Annotated in this window: 18 protein-coding genes and 2 pseudogenes; 10 read left to right on the plus strand and 10 right to left on the minus strand. The window is 44.1% G+C overall.

Annotated features, from left to right (window positions below; genetic code table 11):
* Positions 1 to 140 precede the first annotated feature (140 nt).
* A complete protein-coding gene (locus tag ATB78_RS19515; RefSeq protein WP_061009998.1) occupies positions 141 to 1376 on the plus strand; it encodes a ParB N-terminal domain-containing protein in 1236 nt (411 codons plus the stop codon).
* Between the two features lie 38 nt (positions 1377 to 1414).
* Here the strand turns inward: ATB78_RS19515 and ATB78_RS19520 are convergent, their stop codons facing one another.
* The 4 genes from ATB78_RS19520 to ATB78_RS19535 are packed head-to-tail and all read right to left on the minus strand — an operon-like array spanning position 1415 to position 9172.
* Positions 1415 to 4669 (minus strand): type I restriction endonuclease subunit R, encoded by a 3255-nt coding sequence (locus ATB78_RS19520; RefSeq protein ID WP_061010000.1) that lies wholly within the window; start codon positions 4667 to 4669, stop codon positions 1415 to 1417.
* Between the two features lie 17 nt (positions 4670 to 4686).
* Complete coding sequence (locus ATB78_RS19525; protein ID WP_061010002.1) at positions 4687 to 5622, minus strand: hypothetical protein; 936 nt, start codon at positions 5620 to 5622, stop codon at positions 4687 to 4689.
* Positions 5623 to 5634: 12 nt separating this feature from the next.
* Positions 5635 to 7479, minus strand: coding sequence for a restriction endonuclease subunit S (locus ATB78_RS19530; RefSeq protein ID WP_081096629.1), 1845 nt, complete (start codon positions 7477 to 7479; stop codon positions 5635 to 5637).
* Positions 7469 to 9172: a class I SAM-dependent DNA methyltransferase gene (locus tag ATB78_RS19535; protein WP_061010004.1), complete on the minus strand. Its 1704-nt coding sequence runs from the start codon at positions 9170 to 9172 to the stop codon at positions 7469 to 7471. Before ATB78_RS19535 ends, ATB78_RS19530 begins: the two co-directional genes overlap by 11 nt.
* 214 nt (positions 9173 to 9386) lie before the next feature.
* On the opposite strand from ATB78_RS19535, the pseudogene ATB78_RS30140 reads away from it, so the two are divergent.
* The 6 genes and pseudogenes from ATB78_RS30140 to ATB78_RS19550 form a co-directional block, all read left to right on the plus strand.
* Positions 9387 to 9598: pseudogene (locus ATB78_RS30140) on the plus strand (integrase); the annotation flags it as partial.
* 41 nt (positions 9599 to 9639) lie between these two features.
* A complete protein-coding gene (locus ATB78_RS19540; protein ID WP_061010005.1) occupies positions 9640 to 10719 on the plus strand; it encodes a hypothetical protein in 1080 nt (359 codons plus the stop codon).
* A gap of 179 nt (positions 10720 to 10898) precedes the next feature.
* Positions 10899 to 11024: pseudogene (locus ATB78_RS30145) on the plus strand (integrase); the annotation flags it as partial.
* Positions 11025 to 11033: 9 nt separating this feature from the next.
* On the plus strand, positions 11034 to 11207 hold the full coding sequence (locus ATB78_RS29870) for a hypothetical protein (protein WP_179947012.1): 174 nt from the start codon (positions 11034 to 11036) through the stop codon (positions 11205 to 11207).
* A gap of 44 nt (positions 11208 to 11251) precedes the next feature.
* Positions 11252 to 12193 (plus strand): hypothetical protein, encoded by a 942-nt coding sequence (locus ATB78_RS19545; RefSeq protein ID WP_061010007.1) that lies wholly within the window; start codon positions 11252 to 11254, stop codon positions 12191 to 12193.
* Between the two features lie 203 nt (positions 12194 to 12396).
* A complete protein-coding gene (locus ATB78_RS19550; RefSeq protein WP_061010009.1) occupies positions 12397 to 13014 on the plus strand; it encodes a hypothetical protein in 618 nt (205 codons plus the stop codon).
* A 250-nt stretch (positions 13015 to 13264) separates the two neighbouring features.
* On the opposite strand, the gene ATB78_RS19555 is transcribed toward ATB78_RS19550, so the two are convergent.
* Positions 13265 to 13909: a peptidase M15 gene (locus ATB78_RS19555; protein WP_240537419.1), complete on the minus strand. Its 645-nt coding sequence runs from the start codon at positions 13907 to 13909 to the stop codon at positions 13265 to 13267.
* Positions 13910 to 14111: 202 nt separating this feature from the next.
* Between ATB78_RS19555 and ATB78_RS19560 the strand changes: the two genes are divergently transcribed.
* The 3 genes from ATB78_RS19560 to ATB78_RS19570 all read left to right on the plus strand — a co-directional run bounded on the left by ATB78_RS19560 (position 14112) and on the right by ATB78_RS19570 (position 16442).
* Entirely contained in the window at positions 14112 to 14546 is a 435-nt protein-coding gene (locus ATB78_RS19560) for a hypothetical protein (RefSeq protein WP_240537420.1), read from the plus strand.
* A 51-nt stretch (positions 14547 to 14597) separates the two neighbouring features.
* Positions 14598 to 15182 (plus strand): hypothetical protein, encoded by a 585-nt coding sequence (locus tag ATB78_RS19565; protein WP_061010014.1) that lies wholly within the window; start codon positions 14598 to 14600, stop codon positions 15180 to 15182.
* A 210-nt stretch (positions 15183 to 15392) separates the two neighbouring features.
* Entirely contained in the window at positions 15393 to 16442 is a 1050-nt protein-coding gene (locus ATB78_RS19570; RefSeq protein WP_061010016.1) for an SUMF1/EgtB/PvdO family nonheme iron enzyme, read from the plus strand.
* Between the two features lie 52 nt (positions 16443 to 16494).
* On the opposite strand, the gene ATB78_RS19575 is transcribed toward ATB78_RS19570, so the two are convergent.
* The 5 genes from ATB78_RS19575 to ATB78_RS19595 all read right to left on the minus strand — a co-directional run bounded on the left by ATB78_RS19575 (position 16495) and on the right by ATB78_RS19595 (position 23881).
* Positions 16495 to 19038 (minus strand): LysM domain-containing protein, encoded by a 2544-nt coding sequence (locus ATB78_RS19575; RefSeq protein ID WP_061010019.1) that lies wholly within the window; start codon positions 19036 to 19038, stop codon positions 16495 to 16497.
* On the minus strand, positions 19038 to 19625 hold the full coding sequence (locus ATB78_RS19580; protein WP_061010021.1) for a DUF4123 domain-containing protein: 588 nt from the start codon (positions 19623 to 19625) through the stop codon (positions 19038 to 19040). Before ATB78_RS19580 ends, ATB78_RS19575 begins: the two co-directional genes overlap by 1 nt.
* Entirely contained in the window at positions 19607 to 21865 is a 2259-nt protein-coding gene (gene tssI, locus ATB78_RS19585) for a type VI secretion system tip protein VgrG (RefSeq protein WP_061010022.1), read from the minus strand. The genes ATB78_RS19580 and tssI overlap by 19 nt, the downstream gene beginning before the upstream one ends.
* A gap of 535 nt (positions 21866 to 22400) precedes the next feature.
* Positions 22401 to 22778, minus strand: a complete 378-nt coding sequence (locus tag ATB78_RS19590; RefSeq protein WP_240537421.1) for a hypothetical protein — start codon at positions 22776 to 22778, stop codon at positions 22401 to 22403.
* A 425-nt stretch (positions 22779 to 23203) separates the two neighbouring features.
* Positions 23204 to 23881 (minus strand): hypothetical protein, encoded by a 678-nt coding sequence (locus tag ATB78_RS19595; RefSeq protein WP_061010023.1) that lies wholly within the window; start codon positions 23879 to 23881, stop codon positions 23204 to 23206.
* Between the last annotated feature and the right edge of the window lie 6 nt (positions 23882 to 23887).

The following is a 23887-nucleotide window of genomic DNA, read 5'->3' on the forward strand; positions in this document are numbered from 1 at the left end:
CGTGTCCTTTAAGCATTCTTCAAAGCAGTCTAACGAAAACAAACAAATTGATCAGACTTAACGTCTGATCAATAATAACAACACAAAAATCAACCACTCCATAACTGCCACCGCTAATACAGACTTATTTGGTAAAACAGATGAACGATGACAATGAACGCACTCAATTAGATGAAATTGGAGATAATTCTTTAGCAAACTCAGTAAGTAGTAGTTTGGTAAAGAAATACGAAAATAAAGAAGGTTCTAGCTACCTTGCTAGCTCCAAGGTGATTGTCGAAACGTCGAGTGAAGTCCTTAGCTCTCAAAGTATCTATGATATTTTTAAATCCAAATCTAGGTACTACGCTGGGATCAAATCCGTTAAGACTAGCCTCAAACACATAGAAATTTTCATCTCACCTCAATTGGCACGGGATATGTTGCAGTTTTCGCAACGCGGTGCCGTGAACAAGAAAAATAAGAATAGGAAACTAAGCAAAACCAAGGTAAATAAGTATGCCGAAGCAATGAAAGCTGGAAAATGGTGTCTGACTGGAGAGCCTATTATCATCTCGGATGATGGAGAGATTCTAAACGGACATCACCGCTTGCAGGCATGCCTAGAAGCAGGTGTGGGATTCATATCAACCGTCACATACGGCGTAACCGATGATTTATCTTTTGCTCATATTGATGTCGGCAATATGCGTTCTAGAGCGCAAGTCTTAGAAATGTCAGGGGTAAAAGTCAGTGCCCCAATCTTATCTCGCGTAGCGATGTTGGCAAAAGCCTTTGATATGACAAAGAACAAGTACAATTTTAGAGGAACCCAAGGCACCTCTTTTCAGCCTGCTGAAATTCTCAGCTACGTTGAAGAACACGAAGAGCTAGCGCTCTCAGTGGATTTTGCGTCAACCATTGTTAAGCGTCACAGGCTAGAAAGCCAAATTTCAGAACCGATATACGCATTTGCGCATTATTTGATAACACAACACTTAAAAGGGATGGAGTTTGACGACTTACCCGTTACCCCTGAGGTTTACTTAACAAGAGTGATATCTGGTTTAGGGTTAAACTCAGAAGAAGATATCGAGTATCAAGTTCGTAACTATCTACAGTCTCTGGTACGTGAATCTACATCTTATGCTCTACTGTGTAAGTTATCCGCGATCTTTAAGGGCTGGAATCTTCATTTAAATATTCCCGTAACTGGCAATAAAGTAAGTGTGAAGCGAGTCGCTCAATTTAAAAAAGATGCTGAAGGAAATAAACTGCCACTACCATCAGCAGGGAATATCAACGAAGCATTCACTGTGCCTTGCTTACCCAAAGGCACAACGCCTAAACGCATCCTTAAGCAAAGTAATATTCAGATAAAAAAATATCGAATTTAATTGTACAAAAGGCAAGGTATCACCCTTGCCTTTCTCATCTACTTATACCAACCGTCAGCTAGCACTTCTGCTTGCTCAAGAACAAGCTTGATTGCTTCCTCTGCGGCATCTGGTGGATACTTCCAGCGGCGCAACAGTCGCCGTACTAGATTACGCATACGAGCACGAACACTTTCGCGCTTCTGCCAGTCAACCGTTGCAGATTTGCGAAGTTGCTGAGTAAGTTCAATCGCTAAGTTACGTAAATCATCGTCGCCAAGCTCCCGAACAGAAGACTCGTTTTCAACCAACGCACGATAAAATGCCATCTCATCAACAGAAAGATTAAGCTTATCGACCATCTCCGCATCTTCTTGCATCTCTTTTGCCCATTGAATTAGCTCTTCAATGACCTGAGCTGTTTCGATGCTACGGTTGTGGTACTTGTTTAATGTCGTCAAAATGCGGTCTGAGTATTTTTTCTCTTGCACCACATCGTTCTTCATCCGAGCTTTGACTTCATCACGCAGCAGCTTCTCAAGCAGCTCAACAGCAAGGTTCTTTTCTTTCATGTTCTTAACGTCTTCTAAGAACTCTTCAGAAAGCAAACCGATGTTAGGCTTATCTAAACCAACCATTGAGAAAATATCATCAACACCATCAGCGATCACAGCATTGTCGAGGATCTGCTTCAAAGCCGTATTGCGCTCTTCATCCGTACGCTTTTTATCAACGGTAGAGTGCTTCATAAACGCGGCTTTAATCGCAGAGTAGAAGGCAATTTCGTTCTTGTAACCACGCGTTTCATCCATGGTATTACACAATGAATACGCTTTACCTAACGCAGCCATCACATCGAGGAATCGACGTTTGCCATCGCGTACTTCTTTGCCTTTGCTATCTGTGTGTGACAAACCTGATAGATGGTTTACCGCACCGGGCAGCAAGCGTAAAGCATCGGTCTCGAAGTCAGGACGATAGTTAAACACCTTGCCATCAACTGGAGTCGCAAACATACCGCGAACGATATCAACCTTTTCCATCAGCACAGAAAAGGCTTCGGCAGTATCAACGGTTGGTTGTCCCTTACCTTGGCTATTGGTGTAGGTTTTGAGTGCATTTTTAAGCTCATTAGCAATGCCGATATAGTCAACCACCAGACCGCCCGGTTTATCTTTAAAAACACGGTTTACGCGTGCGATAGCTTGCATCAGGTTGTGACCTTTCATCGGCTTATCGACATACATGGTATGACAACACGGCGCATCAAAGCCTGTTAGCCACATATCACGCACAATCACCAGCTTTAGCTCGTCGCTAGTATCTTTGTATCGGGCCTCAAAGAGCTTCTTGGTTTTCTTATCATGGATGTGTGGCTGCATCTTAGGTTTATCAGATGCGCTTCCCGTCATGATAATCTTGATCGCCCCTTTAGCAGGGTCATCGTTGTGCCACTCTGGCTTGATAGCAACAATCGCATTGTAGAGGTCAACACAGATTTCACGACTCATTGCCACAATCATAGCTTTACCGGGGAACGTTTCGGTACGCGTAGTAAAGTGATTAACCAAGTCCTGAGCAACTTGCTGTATGCGCGGATCTGCACCGACGAGCTTTTCAAGCGTCGCCCATTGAGATTTGATTTTCTCGCGGCTCGCGGTCTCTTCGTCCTCACCAATCTCATCTTCGATTTGGTCATTGAGCTGCTCGATTTCAGCTTGGTTGATATCCAACTTTGCTAAGCGAGACTCATAGTAGATTGGCACTGTGGCACCATCATCGACTGCATCTTGGATATCGTAGATAGAAACATACTCACCAAATACGCCACGGGTGTCTTTGTCGTCCATGGCAATGGGGGTTCCAGTAAAACCAATGAACGATGCATTCGGCAGCGCATCATGCATGTATTTGGAATAACCATAAACAAACTTTTGTGAGATGACATTGCCGTTAGCGTCTTTAACGTCCACTAACTTTGATTTGTTGCCGTACTGACTTCGGTGCGCTTCATCCGATACCACGACGATATTGGCACGCGTTGATAGCACTGGGTGCTCTGTTTCTTCCGCAAGTAGGGCAAACTTTTGGATAGTGGTAAAGATGATGCCGCCAGACTGACGACTCAACAGCAGTTCACGCAGTTTATCGCGACCGTCCGCTTGCGATGGCACTTGCTTAAGCGTTTCATGCGCCATACCAAAGGTATTAAAAAGCTGACCATCGAGATCATTGCGGTCTGTCACCACGACAATCGTTGGATTGTTCATCGCAGGCTGTTGCAATAGTTTACTTGCGTAGCAAACCATTGAAATACTTTTACCACTGCCTTGCGTATGCCAAACCACACCCGCTTTACCACTGCCGGGCTTGATTTTATCTAAGCCTTTTGTCGCTTGAACTTGGTACTGTCCCATACTTTCGGCGACTAAAGGAAGTTCGCCATCGGCTTGTTTCGCACGTACAGTGGCTTCGACTGCCGCTCGCACCGCATGGAACTGGTGGTAACCTGCAATCTTCTTGATGACCGTATCATTGTCAGTTTCGAACAAGACAAAATAACGAATGTAATCAAGCAGCAAATCAGGCTTAAAGAAACCCTTAACCATAGTTTCAAGCTGGTAATCCCAAAGCGGTTTATCATCTTCACCAGAAACAGTTTTCCAAGGTAAAAAACGTTCTTTGTTTGCGGTGAGAGAGCCAACACGCGCCGTCCAGCCATCACTCACCACCAAAGATTCGTTGAAAACAAACAGATCAGGAATTTCATCTTTGTAGGTTTGAAGTTGGTTGTAAGCATGCCAAATGTCCGCATGTTCGTCGGCAGGGTTTTTCAGCTCGATAACCGCAATGGGCAAACCATTAATGAACACCACCACATCTGGGCGGCGGTTGCCTTTTTTTCCTGTAATGGTGAACTGATTCACCACCAGAAACTCGTTGTTATCTGGATTGGTAAAATCCATTAAGCGAGCATGGGTGTGCTTGGTCTTGGTTTCCCCATCTTCATATACGGTGTACTCAACAGGTACACCTTCAATCAGGTATTTGTGGAAAGCTCGGTTGCTTTTAATCAGTACAGGTGTGTCTGGTGTACTGACTGTATTCACCACCGCATCCAAGCTTTCTTGTGACAGTTCAGGGTTTAATACCTCTAAACGCTCAAGCAAGCGCTGCTTGAGCACGACTTGGTGGTAATCATCACGCTCAGGAGAATCACCATCAGGGGCGATGTCGTAGCCATTTTTGTATAGGTAGCCTTGGTCTGTAAACCAGTCAAGGCAGAGCTGCTCTAGTTGGTCTTCTGTGATCATGACCACTCTCTTCCTTATTATTTATTCCAAGCACTATGAATCAAACGACCTGTTTGGTTGTAGATCCCAACCTGTTCGATGTAGTGATGAAAATCGCTATTCTCCGCGACAATTCTATTAGCCGACTGCCAATCTACGTTATTGCGTTCTTGGGCTGGTATAAGTATTTGGCTATCAAAAAGTGACTCGGTGTCGAGAATAAGCACGCCAATCCCATGTAGGCTGGATAGCATTTGGAGTTCTGCTTCAACGTCACTATTTAAGCCTGTTGCAACCAAGTAACCAAAGTTTGCCCAGCTTGAGTTTGAAACAGCTTGGAAGAAGTATTTGCGCACGTTACCTTTCGTCAGGTGCTTTTTAACTTCAAACGACCATAAACGAACCGAGCTATGATTGCCGCTACGTACACAACTGCGCACAATTTCATCCCAACCTTGGTCGAGAGGCTCAAGCGCCACTACATCAGGGTGCAACCAATGGTTCCCGCCATTCCCATGTGAGTTTTTAGACTTTCGTTCATCAATGCGCTGGCAATACAGCCCAAGGTCTTTATTCAAAAATTCGATTAACAATGGATATAAATCATGTTCACTGAAGCTTTGAACAGCGAGAGGCGTATTCACTTCTGGAACATCGGCATCTTCACTATCCGTCGACAATTCAACCGTGTCCAGTTCAGGTTTCTCATTCCAAAAATAAATACGAGGCCTCGGTTTATCCCTTGTAGCCACATTAGGACACACTTTTTTTGCTGCAACTGTGCGCTCACCACCGATTTCAGCCGCAAGTTGTGCGATTAACTTTTCAGTGGTGTCATATCTTGGATTGGTTTGCTTTTCTGCCATCTCGGTTGGATAGCGTTCAATGAACACTTTAGCTAAATCCCGAGCAGTAAATTTTTGCTCAGGATGCGCCTTAAGCGTTTCTATAATCATTTCTACTCGGGTAGCCATTACTATTCCTAATTAATGTTGAACAATGGTGTCGAGCAGAGTTATATGTTGCCCTTCACACTTAACCACACCAATTGATTCTAAATACCGTAAACTCTCACCAAACTCTTGTTCATCCATTGAGGATTGTTCTAAAAATTTGAACCGCTTTGCTTGCTCATTCATGATGCTGTCTAAAGTCTTATTTTTGGCTTGATGGATAGACGTCAGTAATACAGCATTTCTGGGCTTTATCGGCGTTTTTTTTCCGAAAACAACGGTGCAGATTTTGGTTAACACTCCCAGAGGAATAATGTTATTGGTTGCAAGTTCAACCGTTCCAGACAAGACATTTTCGGTCAGAGCATTGCCTGCGATTTCGCCATAAGTTCCATCAGCAGAGGTGATTTTTGTCAGAGCTTGAACTGCTTTAGGGATGTCAACGAAAGTGCCGCCATCAGAGCCAAAGGTGCCGCTCGTTGTAATATATCCAATATGACCATTTGGAATGGAGCTTTTCCTAGGCTTGGATTTGACACCAAAATCCACCTGTTTCAGAAGACGATTTACGACTTCGTTTTCATCAACAGCGCCAGACTCTTTCAACTCGATTTCGCCCGAAAGCAATTTAGGAAGCAAGGTGTCTCGTAGTTCTGATAACGTGGCATTCTCTAGTTGATTCGCCAACATTTTCTCCATTAAACCACCTACAGTTTTGTGAAATGCTTCCAGCACATCAGCCGTTGGGCGAACTAGAGCCACCTTAGAAAAGGTACTTGTGTTCATGTTTAATGTTGCGCTACCACCACTAGCCAAATCATGGAAGTGTTTATTCAAACCCTTGAATTTAAAAAATAGGTAGTAGAGCGAGTTCTGATCATAAGGAACAACAGAGTTAATTTGTTGATTTGTATGACTTGGTTTCGTTGTTATAAAAACTTGTCCAACAGTAGCAATACAGCTCACACAGATACTATTTTCTGGTATACGTTTCTTCGGTTGTGATTCATCCCCGGCCTGCGTCAATGTATCCGAAGTTTCAGTGATAAATACCTTGCCATGTGTATCAGGAATCTTGATAAATGGAACATCACCACCGTAAAAATCAGCATTTTTCTTTGATGGTGTTTTTCCACAGATAACGTCACCAAAATCTTTAATTGACTTGATATTCCACCCATCAGGAATCAAACCCAACTCAGACTCAACGAGCTTTTCTGGGAATAGCGAGGCAGTAGCGGCATTCATACCCTCTGGTTGCTCTCCATTCATCTTAGCTTTCACTGGATCGAAGTCCACAAACCACGACTTGAAGATGGCTTGTGCCATTTGCTCAAGGGTTTGGTTGGTGTCAGTATTCAAGATGATCTTATCATCAAGAGCTTTACAGAACTTTTCTAATTTCTTTAGCTCAGCTCGGGGAGGCAAAGGAACTTCTAACTCTTGAAGTATTTTTGTGTCCAATTTACCAGCACCAATTCCAGTATTTTCCACCTTAGCCAATAAGGTCTTTTTTATAGAAATTAGCCAGAATAAAAGATACCACGGTGTAATCTCGTCAGTTTTAGGTACTAACGCTTTTACATCTTGGTTAAAGGTAACTTCTCTCGTTGTTATTCCTACCGGAATTTTATTGTGGAGTGCCCCACCACGAACTAACAACAATACGGTGCCTTCGGGAACTAAGCGAGTTCCATTCTTAGAACCCTCAGTTGTAACCTTTAGATCTGATTCAGAGTATCGTGTGCTATCCATTGATGATGCACTTATCCAAGGTATATCTCCGCCCCAATAAGCTTCATTGCTCTTAGATGGCGTTCCCCCTGATGTAAATTTAACTAGGTCGCCCAGTTTCTTAACTGACCAATTACAGCTCATAACCCAACCCCGCTAGGTTCTTCTTGATCTCAGCTTCTAGCGTTGCAGATTCTGTAAACTGCTTGCTCAACTTAGTGGTTAGCGTTGCCATTTTCTCGCCGAATGGAATGCCGTCGTCCAGCTCTTCAGTCGCACCAACGTAACGCCCCGGAGTCAGTACAAAGTCATGCTTGGTGATTTCTTCAAGGGTTGCTGATTTACAGAAACCTGCTTGGTCTTCATAAGCGATGCCATTTACTTCTGCACCAGTTTTCCAAGCATGGTAAAGGTCAGCGACTTTCTGGATATCATCACGAGTGAAATCACGCAGAACGCGGTCTTTCATATAACCAAGGTTACGCGCATCAATAAACAGCACTTCACCTTTACGAGCACGCAGTTTGCGACCTGCTTTATCAGTGCGAGCAGTTTTGTTCTTAGTTAAGAACCAAATACATGCAGGGATCTGCGTGTTGGTAAACAGTTGACCCGGCAGTGCCACCATACACTCGATAAGATCGTTCTCGATAAGCGCTTTACGAATTTCACCCTCGTTGTTGGAGGTTGAACTCATCGAGCCATTTGCCAATAGCAGAGCTTGAGAGCCTTCTGGTGCTAGGTGGTGAAGCATGTGTTGCATCCACGCAAAGTTGGCGTTACCTGCTGGCGGCTTACCGTATTTAAAGCGAGGATCGTTATCATCAACGCCCGTATTCCACTCTTTCATGTTGAATGGTGGGTTCGCCATGATGAAGTCGGCACGTAAATCAGGGTGCTGAACGTTGGTGTAGGTACTCGCAGGCTCTTTACCGAAGTCGTAATCCAAACCACGGATAGCCATGTTCATTGCCGCTAGCTGCCATGTGGTGTGGTTGTATTCTTGACCGTAGATAGAAATCTTCTGCTTTTGCGTCAGCGGGTCGATTTCTTTTTGATTTGCTCTACGCTCAATAAACTTCTCTGATTGCACAAAGAAGCCACCAGAACCCATTGCAGGGTCATAGACACGACCTTCAAAGGGTTCAATCATCTCAACAATCAGCGATACAATGGACGCTGGCGTGTAGAATTGACCGCCTTTTTTACCCTCAGCCAGTGCGAACTGGCCAAGCATGTATTCGTAAACGTGACCAAGGATGTCTTTACTGTTTAGGTCTGCATGAACAAACGGAATGGTAGCGATCAGGTTGATTAGTTCATTCAGCTTCGCTTGGTCAATCTTCAATGCAGAGTATGACTTGTTCAAAACACCTTTTAGTTTTGGGTTATCGCGTTCGATCCCCTCAAGTGCGTTATCAATCAGGTGACCAACAGAGGTGATTTTCTTAACCTTACCGTCGATCTCAAGGTCGGCACCACCAATTACACGAGGGCCGTTGTCTTGTAGGAACTGCCAGCGAGATTCGGTTGGTAGCCAGAATACGTTCTTCTCGGTGTAGAAGTCGCGTTGCTCAAGTTCAACAGCGATCTCGGCTGCCAATTCCTCTTCAGAGAAGTCAGCAGGGTCTAGGTAGTATTCATGATCTGGGTTAGCAAGGTCTGCTTTGATCTCTTCCTGACGCAACTTAAACGCATCAGAAACGTATTTAACGAAGATTAAGCCAAGTACAGCATGTTTGTATTGTGCTGCATCTAACGTTGAGCGCAGCTTGTCTGCCGCTGTCCAGAGCTTACTTTCAAGCTCTTTCAGGAATTGTTGTTCTTGTTGGTTCATTTCGGTGTTCTTTGATTCGAAAAAGTTGCGTGCATTCTACCAGTAAACATGGGGTTTTCACTGATTTCTGCCTTACTTAATAGTGATTTTTATGAAGTAAGGAGCACATCATGGTGGCTTCGAACAAAGGTAAACGAGTTAGTTAAAAGTTAGAGAAGGTTTAGCGGATGTGAATTCACTTAGGATTCGGAGACTACCAATTTCATTCATACCATTAAGCCATTGAGTAACGAATATCAGCTTAGACAAAGCGCAATACAGTACCCATTCACAGCACTGAACCAAGTCTTCTTGATCTACGCCAAAACTCAGAATCTACGCTCTATTCAGTTACTTCTTGGTCATGCTAAGTTAGAAAGCACGATTGAATGCCTTGGTGTCGAGATTGAAGATGCACTAAGGGTTTCAGAGAGTTGTGATACGTGAGTAGTTAATGTTCTCACATTAAATTTCTAATGAGAAATAGTATGGCTATTACGATTTTTAGAACCATTAATGGCAATGTTGTCCCGATGACAGTTTCAAGTGCTATTGATTCCTTTCCGGAGAAAAGAGCTTCACGATTACCGAAGTTTGCAACATCAAAAATAAATAGCGAATATTTTCAATCAGTTGAAGCATATACAATTCCAAACGCACAATGCCCAGTTTGTGGCGCTCTTGTTTTCTATTATGAGCATACAAATGGTAGCAAGGTCTATTTTGAAGAATTAGGGCCACCATGGCCTAAACACCCATGTACAGACAACCCAAGGGCTTTACTGGTAGCACCAAAGCTAATCAGTAAGCACGAAAGGCCATCGGTTGTTCGAAATGTAAATGCTAGTCAAACAAACTGGATAACTAACGGCTGGAAACCATCGACGATATCGTCACTTAAAGAAGTTACCGCTGGTGTAGGCATCGCGAATTCAGTAGAAGCGATAATCGTTGTAACTAATACCAACGAAAGGATTAAATGTACATTCAAACATTCGAGTCTGAAAAAGCTGAAACTAAACAAAAACTCTCTAAAAAAGTCGTTGATTCAAAGCTTAGTTAAAGATGATGAACACGCAACCGTGTCTGTGCATTCTGGTGTGGCGTCAATTGAAGTGGCTGGAGTTATACAGCGTAGGAATCTACAAAAAACGCATACAGATGTCGCTCTTGAACAGCACCGATTAGAGCTGACTGATGTGAGGGCGCAACTACCAAACTCAGATGGCAACCTAACCTTGCTCTTTGCCAAAATGAACGGGGTTGAGGCTATGCTAGTGTTTGATATGAATAATGGACAACATTTTATCAGCCTTGACCAAATATTGAGGTCTAAGCAAATCAAACTTTCAATATGTTCTCGGTATGTGAAACCGCGCTGGGGAACAAACGTCACTCTCGAACTCAACACGGAAGCACTACTAGAACTACCGATACGTGCGGCCTACGAAGTCAATAAGTTCTTAAGTCCATCTCAAAAAGCAGAAAAGATATCTGAAAAGAAACAACGTTCTGGTGGTAACTCAGCAGTAGCAGATGCCTTTGCAAAAGCACTGAAAAACACATAAGACTTTTCCCGAGATAGTGGAAGCTATCTCGTTTTTGTCACAAGGTTATTCGCATCAAAAAATGATGCGAATAAATGCAGTAATCAAATCATACTTTAGCTTGGCTACCGTTTGTGTGCTTGGTTATCAATGTTACCCATTCTGTTGATATGACAACACATTCTCTAAGCCGAACCAACGCTAAGACCAAGAGCCTTAGGACTATTCTGTAACTTCTGAGTCATGTTAAGCTCGAAAGCACGATTGAATACCTTGGTGTCAAGATTGAAGATGCGCTAAGGATTTCAGAGAGTTGTGAGACGTGAGGAACCATCATGCAATGCCCAGAATGTGAAGGCAATTTTGGTTGGGATTGGATTGAAGACGAGTGCATTGAGCCAAACGAAGAGTTTGATTGCCCAAGTTGTGGAGTGACACTGCGTTACACCATTGATGAGGGTACTTATTATGGCGCTCAGCATATGACCGTTGAGGTTGTTGATGAGTAATACTAACTCTCCTTTTTCGAAGGAGATAATGGAGCGACACCAGATTGAAAACTATCCCACTGTCTATTTTAGAAATAAAAAAAGAATTAAAACAAATAGATAATCTAAAAACCAAGACGTTATCTCTAGAATATCTTGCCTCAAGGCTGACTAAACTTAGTGCTGGGTTGTGGACTCCTACCTATGGCATTAACCCTCACCCTGACTATGACTTATGTCGTGCTCAAATCGGCGAACACTCTAATATATCGAGGCTCTGGTATCCACCAAGTGAACGAGTACAACAGCTAGGTCGGATGAATGATATTGGAGAGCAGATGTTCTATGCGAGTTACGGAGCAAATGCCCAACTAGGATCTTTAGATGAAGTTGGCGCAAAGATTGGAGATTATGTGACACAAATTTTTTGCCGAAAGTCATCGACAATTCCCCTAGTTCCACTTGTTACGCTCGGGCACGCAGACGAGTTTTTTAGTTACGACCAAATCAACGATATCAACTATACGGTTCGTGACCGACAAGAGCGAAAAAAGAATTTGATGATAAGGAATTGGATGAATAAAGAGTTTTGTCGCAAAGTGCCTGAAGGCTCTGAGCATATGTATATAAAAACTAACGCAATATCAAAAGCATACTTTAAAGGATTTAACTGTGCTGGTATCTTTTTTCCGAGCGTAGCTTCGACTGGAAAGTGTATTAATTTAGTTCTGCCAGCTCATGTTGCGGATGAACACTTAACCCCAGTCAAAGCAAGAGTCGTTCAGATCATGGCACGCGATGAAAAACAATTTTTGTTCCGGTACGTTAGAGAGAGTACATCAATTGAATCTGATGGAACCATCATTTGGAAGGAACATACTACCTATAACACAAAATATCCCCAAACTACTGGACAGGAAAGGGTCAAGATTGCTGAGGGCAAATACTTAATAAAAGACTCGAAGCTACCGCCAAATGCATTTTACATAGAATCTAGTAAAATTTAACTTCAGATGATTCTACCCTAGGTCGCTTTTGTCCCAAACATAGAGAATCTGGTTAGCCCAAATCGCGCAGTAAGGTGCATAATTTTATTGATGCAGGCTACTTTGCCTGTTAACGCTAAGTTAGGGGTAGTATGACAAACTTTCTAAAGGCAAAAATCCAGACATAACCCTATCACTCTTGTTCCAAGTAAGGCTGATTCTAAATGCCCCAAGAGCCACAAAAAGAAATATCCAAAGAAATACTTCAATATTTTCAAGCGATTCATAGAGAACTAAACAAGTTCGAGTTCAGTTCAAGCAAACGAGCTAACGTAGCTGTACCTCTATTTAATATAGCGATTGAGCATTGTATTTCTATCTGTGTATTAGAGAAAGAGTATCTACCATCATCAATGGCAGCTTTAGCTAGACCCGCAACTGAAGCTTACCTGAGGGCAATGTGGGTAGCATACTGTGTTGATGAGCAAGAGATAAAACACGATAGTTCAATGCACTTCCCGAAGCGTATTGATAAACTCATTGAACTGGTTGAAGATGCAGTACCAATCTTCAAAAGCACTGCATTCCTCTCAACCAAGCTTTCCCCTCTTGTCGTTGAACAGAATGACTACACTCACAATGGTATTCAATCAATCTCAGCTCAATACAGTGACGATACCTTAACAAATCTCAGATCAGCAGAGTATAGTAAGCCCTTTCTAAATTTAGCTGTGGCTCTATCGGGCTTAGCAATCGGAGAACTAACGCGATTCCATATAGGTTGTAACAAGATGGATATTGATGAAATAATTGAACTACAAAGAGCGGTTTTCTCTTCTTAATGAAGTCGTCGTCAAAAAGTTACGTGGCAAACGATTTAGAGCTAGATATCTAGCGCTTCCCGTGCTAGCAATTGATGTCCAATCGTTGTTAGCCCGTTGTCAAAATGGACTTGTTGTCCAAGATACAGTTAAAGGAAAAGTAAGAACCTAGTCTAGATTCGAGATAGATGGCACAAACTTAGGGCTATCACTAAGTCGCTTCGGTCCCAAAGCCCCCAACTCAAAACACGGAGGTATCACGTAGCCCTGCTTATTTTGTTGTAAAAGCCAGCTCTTCTAGAAGTTTGGCGTACTCATCAGCGTGACTGCCTTTGAAGTTTGCCATTGTTGGTTTAGTAAGAACTCCCCGAGAACCAGCAATGTGACTTTTTATTACTTTCTTCGGCCTTTCACTCCAAGTTAGGTTGAAGGCAGCCAACTTGGGAAAGAAATACATTTCTGAGTATTCCGGTACATTATCATGAATCCACCAAGCCAATGCTTGCCAATGGTGGGTGCGTTCGTAATAAGGAATAAACGAGTTCACTACAATACAAGCGGTAGCTCCTAAACAACCATCTTTATCCCGATAGTCCCAGATATGCTTACCATAGTTCTTGTCATTACTGGCGCAATTGTATTGATTGCTATTTTCGGCACCTTTAGCATTGACTAAAGGAGAGCGATAACCAGAACGTATCGAAACCCGACCGAACGTCTTTTCGATAGGTTCAAGTAATTGAGAACATAAGTTTCTTCCAGCTTCAATTGCAACATCTGGGAAGTCGGGGACGTTGGGTATCCTTTCTATCTGCGAAATTTCAGAATATAAAAAATCGCGCATGAAGTAGTTTTTTGAAAGTTGGGTTCGCCCCAAATCTTCTAGTTTTTTGACTGACGTTGGTGATTTCATCATTGTCCTCCTAAAACCATGAGTTTAGACCCATTGCGAAAGTGAAGCCCAGTCTATAATGGTTCTGGAGCTAGAGTTTTCGAACATGTAACAGGGAAACCTCTGCCGAGTAATGGGGAATACCAAATTCCATATCTAAACTAAGGCAACGTCAAGGTCTTGTGCCGATTGAAGAGGGACAGCCTCAGCTTGAACAAGGGGGGAAATGATGACTGCATCCACAAGACATCACAACATCCAAGTACTTACAAATAATGGTTTCAGGCAGTTCTCAAATACTACTGTATTTTTCAAAGAGGCAATAAGCATCATATCACCATCAGTTGCTCAAAATAGCACTGGTGGTTATTGGTTTGATTTGCGTAGAGTGAATCTCGACCGCTTATCGACAGATGCATACCTTTTAGTGCGAGTGGTGCCTGACCAATTTATCTTAATGCCACTCTCTGACATCGAAAACCTTATTACAAAGGAATTGATGGATAATCGCCCTCACTCGGGAGATGTTTGGGGTATAAAAATGGACTTCGACAAAAGTTGCAGTAAAGTCCAGCTCTACAGCAACAAAAATTCATCGTCTAGGGTTTACGGCAACGTTCTCACTGTCGATAGCGTAACTATAGCTTTACTATCAATCTAAGGTGCTATTGTCTCTTTCATCCATACAGCATCAACAAATCCATAAGACGCTATGAAAAATAAGACTCAAACAAAAATTCAAAAACGGTGGAATGATGCGCTTGATAAGGGCTCCATTACAGCTACGAATGAGATCGTTGACTTTGGGTTTAGCTCTCAGGGCCAAGATTACTATGATGCAGCAATGGTCCTGCACAAACATAAAGTAAGTGGCACTCCTTATTATGTGCTGTTATCACTATCAATAGAGTGCTACCTAAAGAGTATTCGAACCAAAACATACTGGAGCGGCGGCAGAGGTGTAGGTGTTATGCATGAAAAAGGGCATGATTTATTACAACTCTTTTCGAATTTGAGCAGTAAACACCCCCGAGATACCCTTTATCTAATCAACCTGTACCAAGTTCGCTATAAAAGAGATTTACGTGATGACCTAACGAGAAATGCGAATGTATTTACGCATCAGCGATACCCTTACCAAGCAGATCATTCAATACCGCAACCTGATAGGGGATTTCTGTATCCTAAACATACCAAAGAAGCAAAGCTAGACAACCACACATGCGTCGATATCACTGCTTTGGAAACCGTGGCGGCTTTTCTGAATGAAGAACTAACTTTTGCCACTAACAACTAAATTTGTAGTTGGGTTGCTTTTGTCCCGAAGCGTTATCAGACCCACATCAGCTTGGAGACTTCCTTCCTTTCAGCAACACCAACTGAAACGAAGTAGCTTCCTCCCTAAAACAGGAACGAAGTCGTTATAACTAGTCATACAGTGCCTTTGAAACTGTTTTCGCCTTTTATTTTTGCGTAAAATATGCTCATAAAGTAAAAGGAATATCAAATGAAAAACAGATGGTTAGGTATGGCTTGTGTGCTTCCCTTATTGGTTGCATGCAATCGCGAGAGTTCAGCAATCCCAGTGTCTAGCGAGACCGTATCTCAAAAGCAAATCGATACGATTGTGTCGAACATCAATAAGCTTTATCCAGAGGCAACTCAAGAGCAAAAGCTGAGAGCAGCAAAAACCGTAGTTCGAGCAATTGAAGAGCTTGTATTTGTTGAAGGTGGAAGTTTTGAAATGGGGGACTTTGGTGCACCATGTGAAATTCCAAGCGGTACGCCAAATCGCATGGACTGGTCTCCGGATGTGCAGTGCTTTAGCTCCCCAAATACCGGAGAAACCGGAGCTTATAACTTGCACAAGGTAACATTGGACTCATACTCGATTGCAAAATTTGAAACGCGTTTTATTGATATGGAGTGGATGCGTCAAATCAATGGGTTTCCGGTGGCTGCCGATCGAGGGATACACATAATAGAGCGAAATTCCGAACTGTATAAAAAAGTAATTTCAAAATGGAAAAATAATGCGGCGTCAGCAAAGCAGTGGCAAGAAGCGAAAGACTACTGCCAATGGCTAGGTGATGTCAGCACATTACCGTTTGATCTGCCAACGGAAGCACAGTGGGAGTATGCCGCAAGAAGTCGTGGAAAAAAAGTGTATTTCGCCACCAATAATGGCTATGCCCAACTCCAAGATGGCTATTACTTTGATCCTGCATCCGATCGTTATATTGAGTATACCGATGAAGAGGTGAATGCAGCTAAGCGTATCGAAGATGTGGATGCGTATCCACCCAACCCTCTAGGTGTAGCAGGCATGTCGAACCAAATAAGTGAGTGGGTAAATGATTGGTATGCGAAAGATTATTATCTTGTCTCACCAGAGCGTAATCCGCAAGGTCCTGAGTCAGGCACAGAAAAAGTGCTTCGCGATGCCGGAGGAACGACTATGGTTTTCTCTCGTATGCATGACAAGCCAGAGAAAGAAGCATACTTTCCGTCGGTGAGCTTTCGCTGTGCACTTCAGCAAACCTCGCCAGCCAAGTAATGACGCGAAAGAGAGGAAATAGGTCACAACGACCTACTTCCTCTCGTTAGGTTTATTGATACGGCATGTATTCATCGCTAGGTGCGGTAATTTGGGCTTTCTTGCGTGCAAGTGCCTCACCACTTAACGGCGTGTAAGGCTTGCTGGTAGCATCCAGTTTATTTTTCTCTGCTAACTGCGTCACCCACAAGTTAAAGTCATGCTGCTGGATGTTGTCCAAAATCGCATTAATGCGCGCAAGGTTATCAAACATCGCTTTCTCACCAGCAATAGCACGCCCATCTGGGTTCATGCGTTGCAAAATCTCTTCAAACTTGTGCCAACTGTAAGTGCTTTTACACAGCAATTTATGTATCGCACTCTCTTGCTGTTCATTAAAACTCAGAGGAAATTCCTCTACCAATACATCAAGCATAATTCCAATGGCCTCAGGCAGGAGTTGCTCAAATGGCACTCCTGACAAGGTCGATTCATCAAGAATACGATTAGCCAGTGCAGTGGCTTGTTGTTGACGCTCATTTAGAGACTCAAATTCACGTTTCCAGCGAACCACACGCTCTTCACCCGCAAAAATGACATCTTCAAAAGACTGTATCGGGTCTGCAATCAAGTCTCTAGCAAATGCAACCAGTGTTGAGTTCACCAAATATTCGTAAGCAAGCGGGTTAATATTGTTAAGCATCCGATAATCAACGTACTGCAATCCTTGCAATATGATTTTGGTCAATGCCCAGAGTTGGGTCGTGTCTAACATCGCACCAAAACCGCCGCCAGCACCAAAACCACAAACAATTTGACCTGAGCATTTGACATAAAATTTACCGCCCTCTAGAGCCAGTTGAAACTCAGCGTTGACGCCCACACCCCACGCAATATTACCCTCTGGTTTAACTTCGGCTAATGCTTGAAACTCCGCTTCTTTGCTTTCCTTTTTACCACCTTCCGGCTCATCTGTTGAGGAAGAGGCATTTTTAGGTGGTAGCCACTCAACGCCACCCACTAACTGACCATTGGCCTGCATTCCCGCAAACCCTTGCACCTTAAAACCGACGTCACCTTTAGCCCCTTGGGCAAGGTTCACTTTCGGTGAATACATGACGCCAACGCTCTCGCCATATTCATTAACCTCTCTGCTTTGTTGACGCCCACCCGCTGCAACGCTTGCTCTGCCTTCCGCCATTGCGCCAGTAAAGCAGCCAATTGCCACTTTGCCGACAAAGCGAAAGCAACCAAATGAATAAGTCGCCGTTTTTTTATTTGCATCGAGGTAAGTGAGCCGGATGTGCCAACCTTTCTCGTACGGAAGGTAAAGATTGGCTTCGACTTTGGCTTCTGCGAGCGATACACTGGCCTCTGCGCCAATACCGATGTCGACTCGCCCGTTCGTGGGTTCAAACACTGTCGCGACACTGGCTTGAGCGCCCCAGCGAAGCAACTGCGCTTCTGGGCTAATCGCAAATCGTGTTTCACCACTTTCCGTTAAGTATTTCTGAGTGGACTTCCATTCGTGGAATTTACCGCCGTCTGCTTTCCATTCGGCAAACTTCGCTTCGACCTTAAACTCTTTGGTGCTCTCTTTGATGTCTTTCGCAATCTCCTGACTCAGACGATTTAAGTCCCCTCGCTTGAGCGCAGCGTCGGCATTACTGTGATGATAAGACTGGCTCCAACGTGGCTTTTCTCGTTCAAAAAAGGCGTGACGAAGGTACACGTAACGACCTTGGTTGATGGAGTAGGCTTCAACGACATGACGCTTGGCCTTTTGTGTCACGAGCTGAGTTTTATCATTGGTGAAGTTGTCTGCCCCAACGCCAAGCTTGGTTGTGCTTTCCTCTTTGGGTTTTGCTTTCGTTTCTAGCTTTTTGAATTCATCAATTTGACGGTCTAACTGACGAAGGGTTTCTTTTCTCAGTGTTTCCATCGATGTTTCTTCAAGCCAACGGTAGCGGTATTGCTCTACGAAAGCTTTTCGCTGTTGCAGTGAAGTGAGTCTGTCTTGAGTTAAATCGAGGTTCGGGTTTGGCTTGGGCTGCGCCGCTCTCATGGCGGCGGCACGTTGTGAAGCTGGGCTTAACGGGCGGCTGTTATCGCCGAAGATACCCGCGTGCATGGCATCTTCAAACCACGCGGCTCTCTTCAGCGTATGTTGCTCAAGTGCTTCTCGGGTCGCCTCTTTATCACTAGGCGCTGAGCTTAGCAACGCTTTATAGCTTTCGACTAAGCGGTCGGTTTCCTTTGCTTCATGCTCTAGCTGGTTGCTGGCTTTCTCGTCTAATAAATAATATTCCAGCGGACCATCGCCTGTAATAAAGACCACATCATAAACACTCTCTCCCTTCTTACACAGCGGAGGCGCAAACAATGCGCCGTCGTTAGAGCACGGACGCATCGCTGATACAGGTTCTACTGGGTAGGAAGGCTCAACAGGTTCAATCGCCGATTCATCCGGCAAGGTAAGCGCCTCACCGATACGAATAAAATCAGGGTTTGCTTGATATTGAGGATTCAGCTCAAGCAATGTGGTGAAGTCCACCTCTTGCTCAATCGCAATTTGTAGCAATGTGTCACCGGATTTGATGGTGTAAGTTTGGCTCATTAGGCGTTTACTCCTTGCCAATGGGCTGAGATTAAGTTCATGAGTTGAGTTTGCGACGACGTTAAATCCCAAATGGATGGCGTGCTCTGCTCTGGTGTGTGCCATGAGGCGTCCAGCCAATCGCGGTCAAACCATTGGGTACGAGTCAACGATGGGAAGAACTGCTGCCTTTGATGGGTTGTCATTGACCCGATGAGGGAGACCAGTTTGCGAGGTTCATAAAAACGCATCATCGCTTGTGTCTTACCATGCTGCACGACAAGGCGTCGGCGTAAGGACTCGGCCAGGCTCGCCATATCTATCGAGCTAGGAGCGAAGAAAAGGGCCCCCGAAGGCGTCACTTCTAGATGGCTTTTAACGCTTTCGAGTGTTTGTTTACTGACAACCTCCGCCAATACCGGCCCATTACCCAAGGCTGCAAATCGAGTGTGAGAAAAAAGTTGAGCACTTTCACCTTCCGACAAGGTTCCCTCCCAGTCCGACCACAACGTAGGTTCAAACAGCACATAAAGCTTTTCATCAGCGGATGGAAATAGCGGCTCGTTAAGTTGAATGTCCCATTCTGGGTTTAGCTGTGCAGTTGGCATGTTCTTCCACTCCCACAATCACAAATCTCTTGTAATAAAGCGCCGTCTTCAACCAATCCGGCATACGCCGCTGGTGACATCACAGGCATCGCTTTCATCGCCAACGATGGTTTCTTTGGCCTTCTTGTGGAAACGCTGCTGTTGCCGTTTGCCGCGCCGCCCGGATTGATGTCTACCTTGCCTCCCGTAGCGGTAACGTTACTTGCACCATCAATCGTGATTGAAGTGCCGTTTAAATGAATATTACCGCTGCTCTTTAGCACTAAGCTGGATGCACCGACTTGCACCTTGATTTCATTCGCAGAGATCACCGCTGTTTCACCATCAGAGCGGATAGAGGTATTGCCGTTGACTTCAACACTGAGGTGATTACCGACACTGTGCGTGTCATCTGCGCCCACATCGATAGAACGTGATGCCTTGATGACCGTATTTTGGTCTTGACCTACGTCCAATGAATCGTCTTTACCAATCAAGGTCTGACGATTTTCATCGATGTACAAATCTCGGTTGTTGGCGATTTTCTCGGATGCGTTGGCGTTATAAGTAACGTGAACATCTTTCTCAACTCGCTCCATAAAGGTCTGCTTGGTGATGGAAGTTTTATGCCCATCAATGACTTCTTTACGGTCGCCTAAGATGTTGTTTTCTTGGTTGTTGCCGACTTTTAACTCTTCATCATTACCGATATCTCGGTAACGGTTATTGAGCACTTTGGTCTTCATGTCTTTTTGAGCACGGAAGTGAACCTCTTCTTGGTCATTCTCATCCTCAAAGTACATTTCGTTGTAACCTTCAGCCTTATGGCTTTGGGTTCTGAACACGGTGCGCGTTTTGTTTTCTGGTAATGGGTATGGCGGCGTGTGTAGACCGTTGTACACCGCGCCCGTCACTAGTGGACGGTCTGGGTCACCTTCTAGGAAGGTCACAATCACTTCATGCCCAATACGAGGTAGATAGACTGCTCCCCAGTTCGGGGCTGCCATTGATTGACTAACACGTAACCAACATGAACTATGTTCATCACTTTGCGCATAGCGGTCCCAATGGAACTGAACTTTGATGCGTCCATATTCATCGGTGTAGATTTCTTCGCCCGCAGGACCAACTACAACCGCGGTTTGAGGACCATCAACTACAGGTGACGCCATTTTAGGTGCACGGAATGTTACGTCTCTTGGTAAGCAGACAAACTGATTGTGATAAGTCGTAGGCTCATCGCTCGATTCTTCTTCGTGTACACGAGGGTTAAAGCCCGTGTGCATCACCGTCAACATGAGGTAATCACGGTTGATGTTGGAACGAGGATGCTGGCTGATATCGAAGCTGTAACCTGCGGTGAGACGCATGATATCGCTCGCAGCTTCAATCTGATGGCTATCCACCGTGTATTCGGACATCCACTCTGTTGCACGCTGCTGACCTAATTCTGGCGTTGTGTAACGACCAAGATAGTCGTAGCGCTGCAAATCAAAGTTTGGCCCCTCATCTGCACTTTTGCCTTGCGGAATTTTTGGCGTGAGATAATTGTAATCGCCGTAGCTCACTAACCCAGTACGAGTTCTATGGATTTGCTCAAGGTCGAAAATATGCTCTCGGTCTGGTGTGCCCCCACCTTGAGTGTGATAAATCACTGGTCCTAGGTAAGAAGCATTGATAGGTGAACTGATAAGCTCTGGTATCGCATCATTGCTATCGACGATAACCATGGTATGCCCAGCATCACTGTGTTCGAAATAGTACCAAAGGCCATGCTCTGCCATTAATCGCTGAACAAAGTGCTGGTCATTCTCACGGTATTGAAGAACGTACTCTTTCGCTTCATATTGCGCTGACAGTTCAAAGCGGTAATCGCTCATGCCTGCATCATCAAATACCTGACGAATGATGTCGGGCGCGGTTTGCATCTGGAAGATACGACAGTCTTGGCGCTGAGTGAAGAACCAGAGGTGTGGAACCAAGGTAATATGATAGCGCGAGAAGCGGCGACCAGAGCCTAAGTAGCGAAGCTCAGAGATGCTGCCGTTAAACTGACGAGCCGCTCCCACCCCTTGACCAAACAGGCTCAGAACACCCATTTTTCGACTTAAGGCATCAAACGTGATGGCATCATCGTCAGACAATACCGTTAGATTCATTTCAAAGGGAGAAGAGACTGTTTCCGTGACCCGGAAGCTTTCGACTTTAAATGCACCGGAGAACCCAGAAACATCAAAGGTGAAATTTAAATCATTAACCATACCATTCGGCTCTTATGACAACGAAGAAATGAGCGGAAAAGGGTTCACCGCCGCACGTTAAATAGTCGAACTGTATCAAGCTCTATGACGCTTATCACCGTGGCAATTTGACGGAGAATACGAGCATTTAATAGTGCATTCGGTTGAGTAGATAGAGAGATAGGATGTTCCAATCTGAAAGTTCACACTTTGCATAGTGATATCGGCGAGTATGGGCCATTGCTAACAGTTCAGTTTTGTGATGTTGGTAGGAAAAAATTCGGGATAACACAACGTGTTAAGAGTTCTCTGCCTCTATGAATGATCTAGTGCTGTGTTTCATTTGGAGAATGGGGAAACACCTAAGCCGATAGGATATCCTCGGTGGGCTACTTTTGTAATTGCTTCGAACGATTAAATACGCTCACTTTTCAAGCGAGACCACTAATGGGGCAGAAACGGTTTAGGGCAATCAATCTATGGTGCTTTTGTCCCAGAACTTGGTGATCACAAATACCGTTACGGTCGTTGCAACTCATCTTTGGGCAATTCTGAGCTAGCTCTTCTTAAGATCGAGAGCCATAGTCGATTGATATAGTGGCGCGGAATAGCGCTGGAAGATACTGCTGAACTGCTCTTGATTATCGAGCACAAAAGTAACTCGAATATGATCTGCATTGTATGTGGTGAGGATTGATCGCAGCCAGCTAGCCAGTGAACCACTTAGAAGCGCCTCGCAATTGATAAACCAGATCCACGTTGGCTTGTCACTTCGAATGATATCCATGATTTGCGACTTGTTTCTGTAATCTTCACCTGCAAGTGAGAGAAGGTCGATGTAGATCGTTTGAATCCCTAATCCATTGTTGATGCGATCGTATGTATTCTGGAGGTCTTCCCCACACTCATTGGTGAATGTATGAAACCTCATCATACCCAACTCCCAATACCCATTTATTAGGCGCTCATGCGAGCCAACAGGCCATTGGTCAATGTCTGGTGAAAATTGCGGTGAGGTTATATTGGACTTCAACGGTGTAACCTCTTTACAAACCAATGATTAAAGTAGAGTGAGTCAATTCGCCTCTTAGCTCGACAGCATAAAAGCTACCGAGTATGTCATCAATGAACTTGTTCATTTCGTCAGTCACTCGACTAAGGGGATAGCGAGGTAGTGACGATATTCATTCCTTCAGCCCATAACTGCCATTCGGTGTTGTGTGCACCAAATTGATAAACTATGACGTCAAAACGATAAACTGGTACTGTCTGCGCAGCCTGAATACCCTATGTAGTATAGCCATCACGCAAAATGTTATACCCAAAATGCGACGATGGCGCTCAACAACCTCGTCTTACCTACTCTGTATGGTACAGTAAGAAGTATCTCTCTAAGTTACCTCTGTGGAACATCACTGGGTTATCTGCATTTAAAGTATCTTTGAACTGCCCATCTTCAACTACATATGATTCACTGGCGTCTTTCATCATTTTATTGATAGTCTTACAAGCTAAGTCTAGTTGACGCTGAAGTAGTCCTAAATCTTTTAGCTGCTCCTGTAATACTGAATGTGCTTCATCGAGTTCGCTCTTTTTGTATGTTGACGCCTTAGGTGGTGCAATTGTTGCCAAACCGCTGCTTCTTTCCTTATGTCGATTAATAAGTAGCACTTCGATTTCTGTCTCTTTATCAGCCAGTTCACGATCCTTTTTTTTGAGTAGGGCTTCAAGTTCAGTGACTCTCTTATTTTGCTTTCTTAACTTTAGATCTTTTGTGATATTGGCAGCGTGTTCACTCTGATAGGCTCCTTTTCCTATGAAATTATCGATTAGCTCCTTGTATTGAGATCCTTTTCTTCTCAATGTAGAGCTATCGATTGGCTCTCCTTTCTCTTGCATTTTTTCAGCAACAAACTCAGATAGCTTTCTTGCCGATTTAAAGCTTGCATTGGATTTAGAAAGTGAAGCTAGAATCTCTTGGATCATGTCAGCTCTACGGCTTGCCGTTTTTACCTTGTTATCAATTAGACTTGCCATAAGATC

It is taken from the genome of Vibrio sp. CUB2 (genome assembly GCF_001557945.1).
GTDB lineage: Bacteria > Pseudomonadota > Gammaproteobacteria > Enterobacterales > Vibrionaceae > Vibrio > Vibrio owensii.

Bases quoted from the DNA above. Each gene is read 5' to 3' on its own strand.
- ATB78_RS19515 (WP_061009998.1), top strand. From the start codon at position 141: ATGAACGATGACAATGAACGCACTCAATTAGATGAAATTGGAGATAAT.
- ATB78_RS19520 (WP_061010000.1), bottom strand. From the start codon at position 4,669: ATGATCACAGAAGACCAACTAGAGCAGCTCTGCCTTGACTGGTTTACA.
- ATB78_RS19525 (WP_061010002.1), bottom strand. From the start codon at position 5,622: ATGGCTACCCGAGTAGAAATGATTATAGAAACGCTTAAGGCGCATCCT.
- ATB78_RS19530 (WP_081096629.1), bottom strand. From the start codon at position 7,479: ATGAGCTGTAATTGGTCAGTTAAGAAACTGGGCGACCTAGTTAAATTT.
- ATB78_RS19535 (WP_061010004.1), bottom strand. From the start codon at position 9,172: ATGAACCAACAAGAACAACAATTCCTGAAAGAGCTTGAAAGTAAGCTC.
- ATB78_RS19540 (WP_061010005.1), top strand. From the start codon at position 9,640: ATGGCTATTACGATTTTTAGAACCATTAATGGCAATGTTGTCCCGATG.
- ATB78_RS29870 (WP_179947012.1), top strand. From the start codon at position 11,034: ATGCAATGCCCAGAATGTGAAGGCAATTTTGGTTGGGATTGGATTGAA.
- ATB78_RS19550 (WP_061010009.1), top strand. From the start codon at position 12,397: ATGCCCCAAGAGCCACAAAAAGAAATATCCAAAGAAATACTTCAATAT.
- ATB78_RS19555 (WP_240537419.1), bottom strand. From the start codon at position 13,909: ATGATGAAATCACCAACGTCAGTCAAAAAACTAGAAGATTTGGGGCGA.
- ATB78_RS19560 (WP_240537420.1), top strand. From the start codon at position 14,112: ATGATGACTGCATCCACAAGACATCACAACATCCAAGTACTTACAAAT.
- ATB78_RS19565 (WP_061010014.1), top strand. From the start codon at position 14,598: ATGAAAAATAAGACTCAAACAAAAATTCAAAAACGGTGGAATGATGCG.
- ATB78_RS19570 (WP_061010016.1), top strand. From the start codon at position 15,393: ATGAAAAACAGATGGTTAGGTATGGCTTGTGTGCTTCCCTTATTGGTT.
- ATB78_RS19575 (WP_061010019.1), bottom strand. From the start codon at position 19,038: ATGAGCCAAACTTACACCATCAAATCCGGTGACACATTGCTACAAATT.
- ATB78_RS19580 (WP_061010021.1), bottom strand. From the start codon at position 19,625: ATGCCAACTGCACAGCTAAACCCAGAATGGGACATTCAACTTAACGAG.
- tssI (WP_061010022.1), bottom strand. From the start codon at position 21,865: ATGGTTAATGATTTAAATTTCACCTTTGATGTTTCTGGGTTCTCCGGT.
- ATB78_RS19590 (WP_240537421.1), bottom strand. From the start codon at position 22,778: ATGATGAGGTTTCATACATTCACCAATGAGTGTGGGGAAGACCTCCAG.
- ATB78_RS19595 (WP_061010023.1), bottom strand. From the start codon at position 23,881: ATGGCAAGTCTAATTGATAACAAGGTAAAAACGGCAAGCCGTAGAGCT.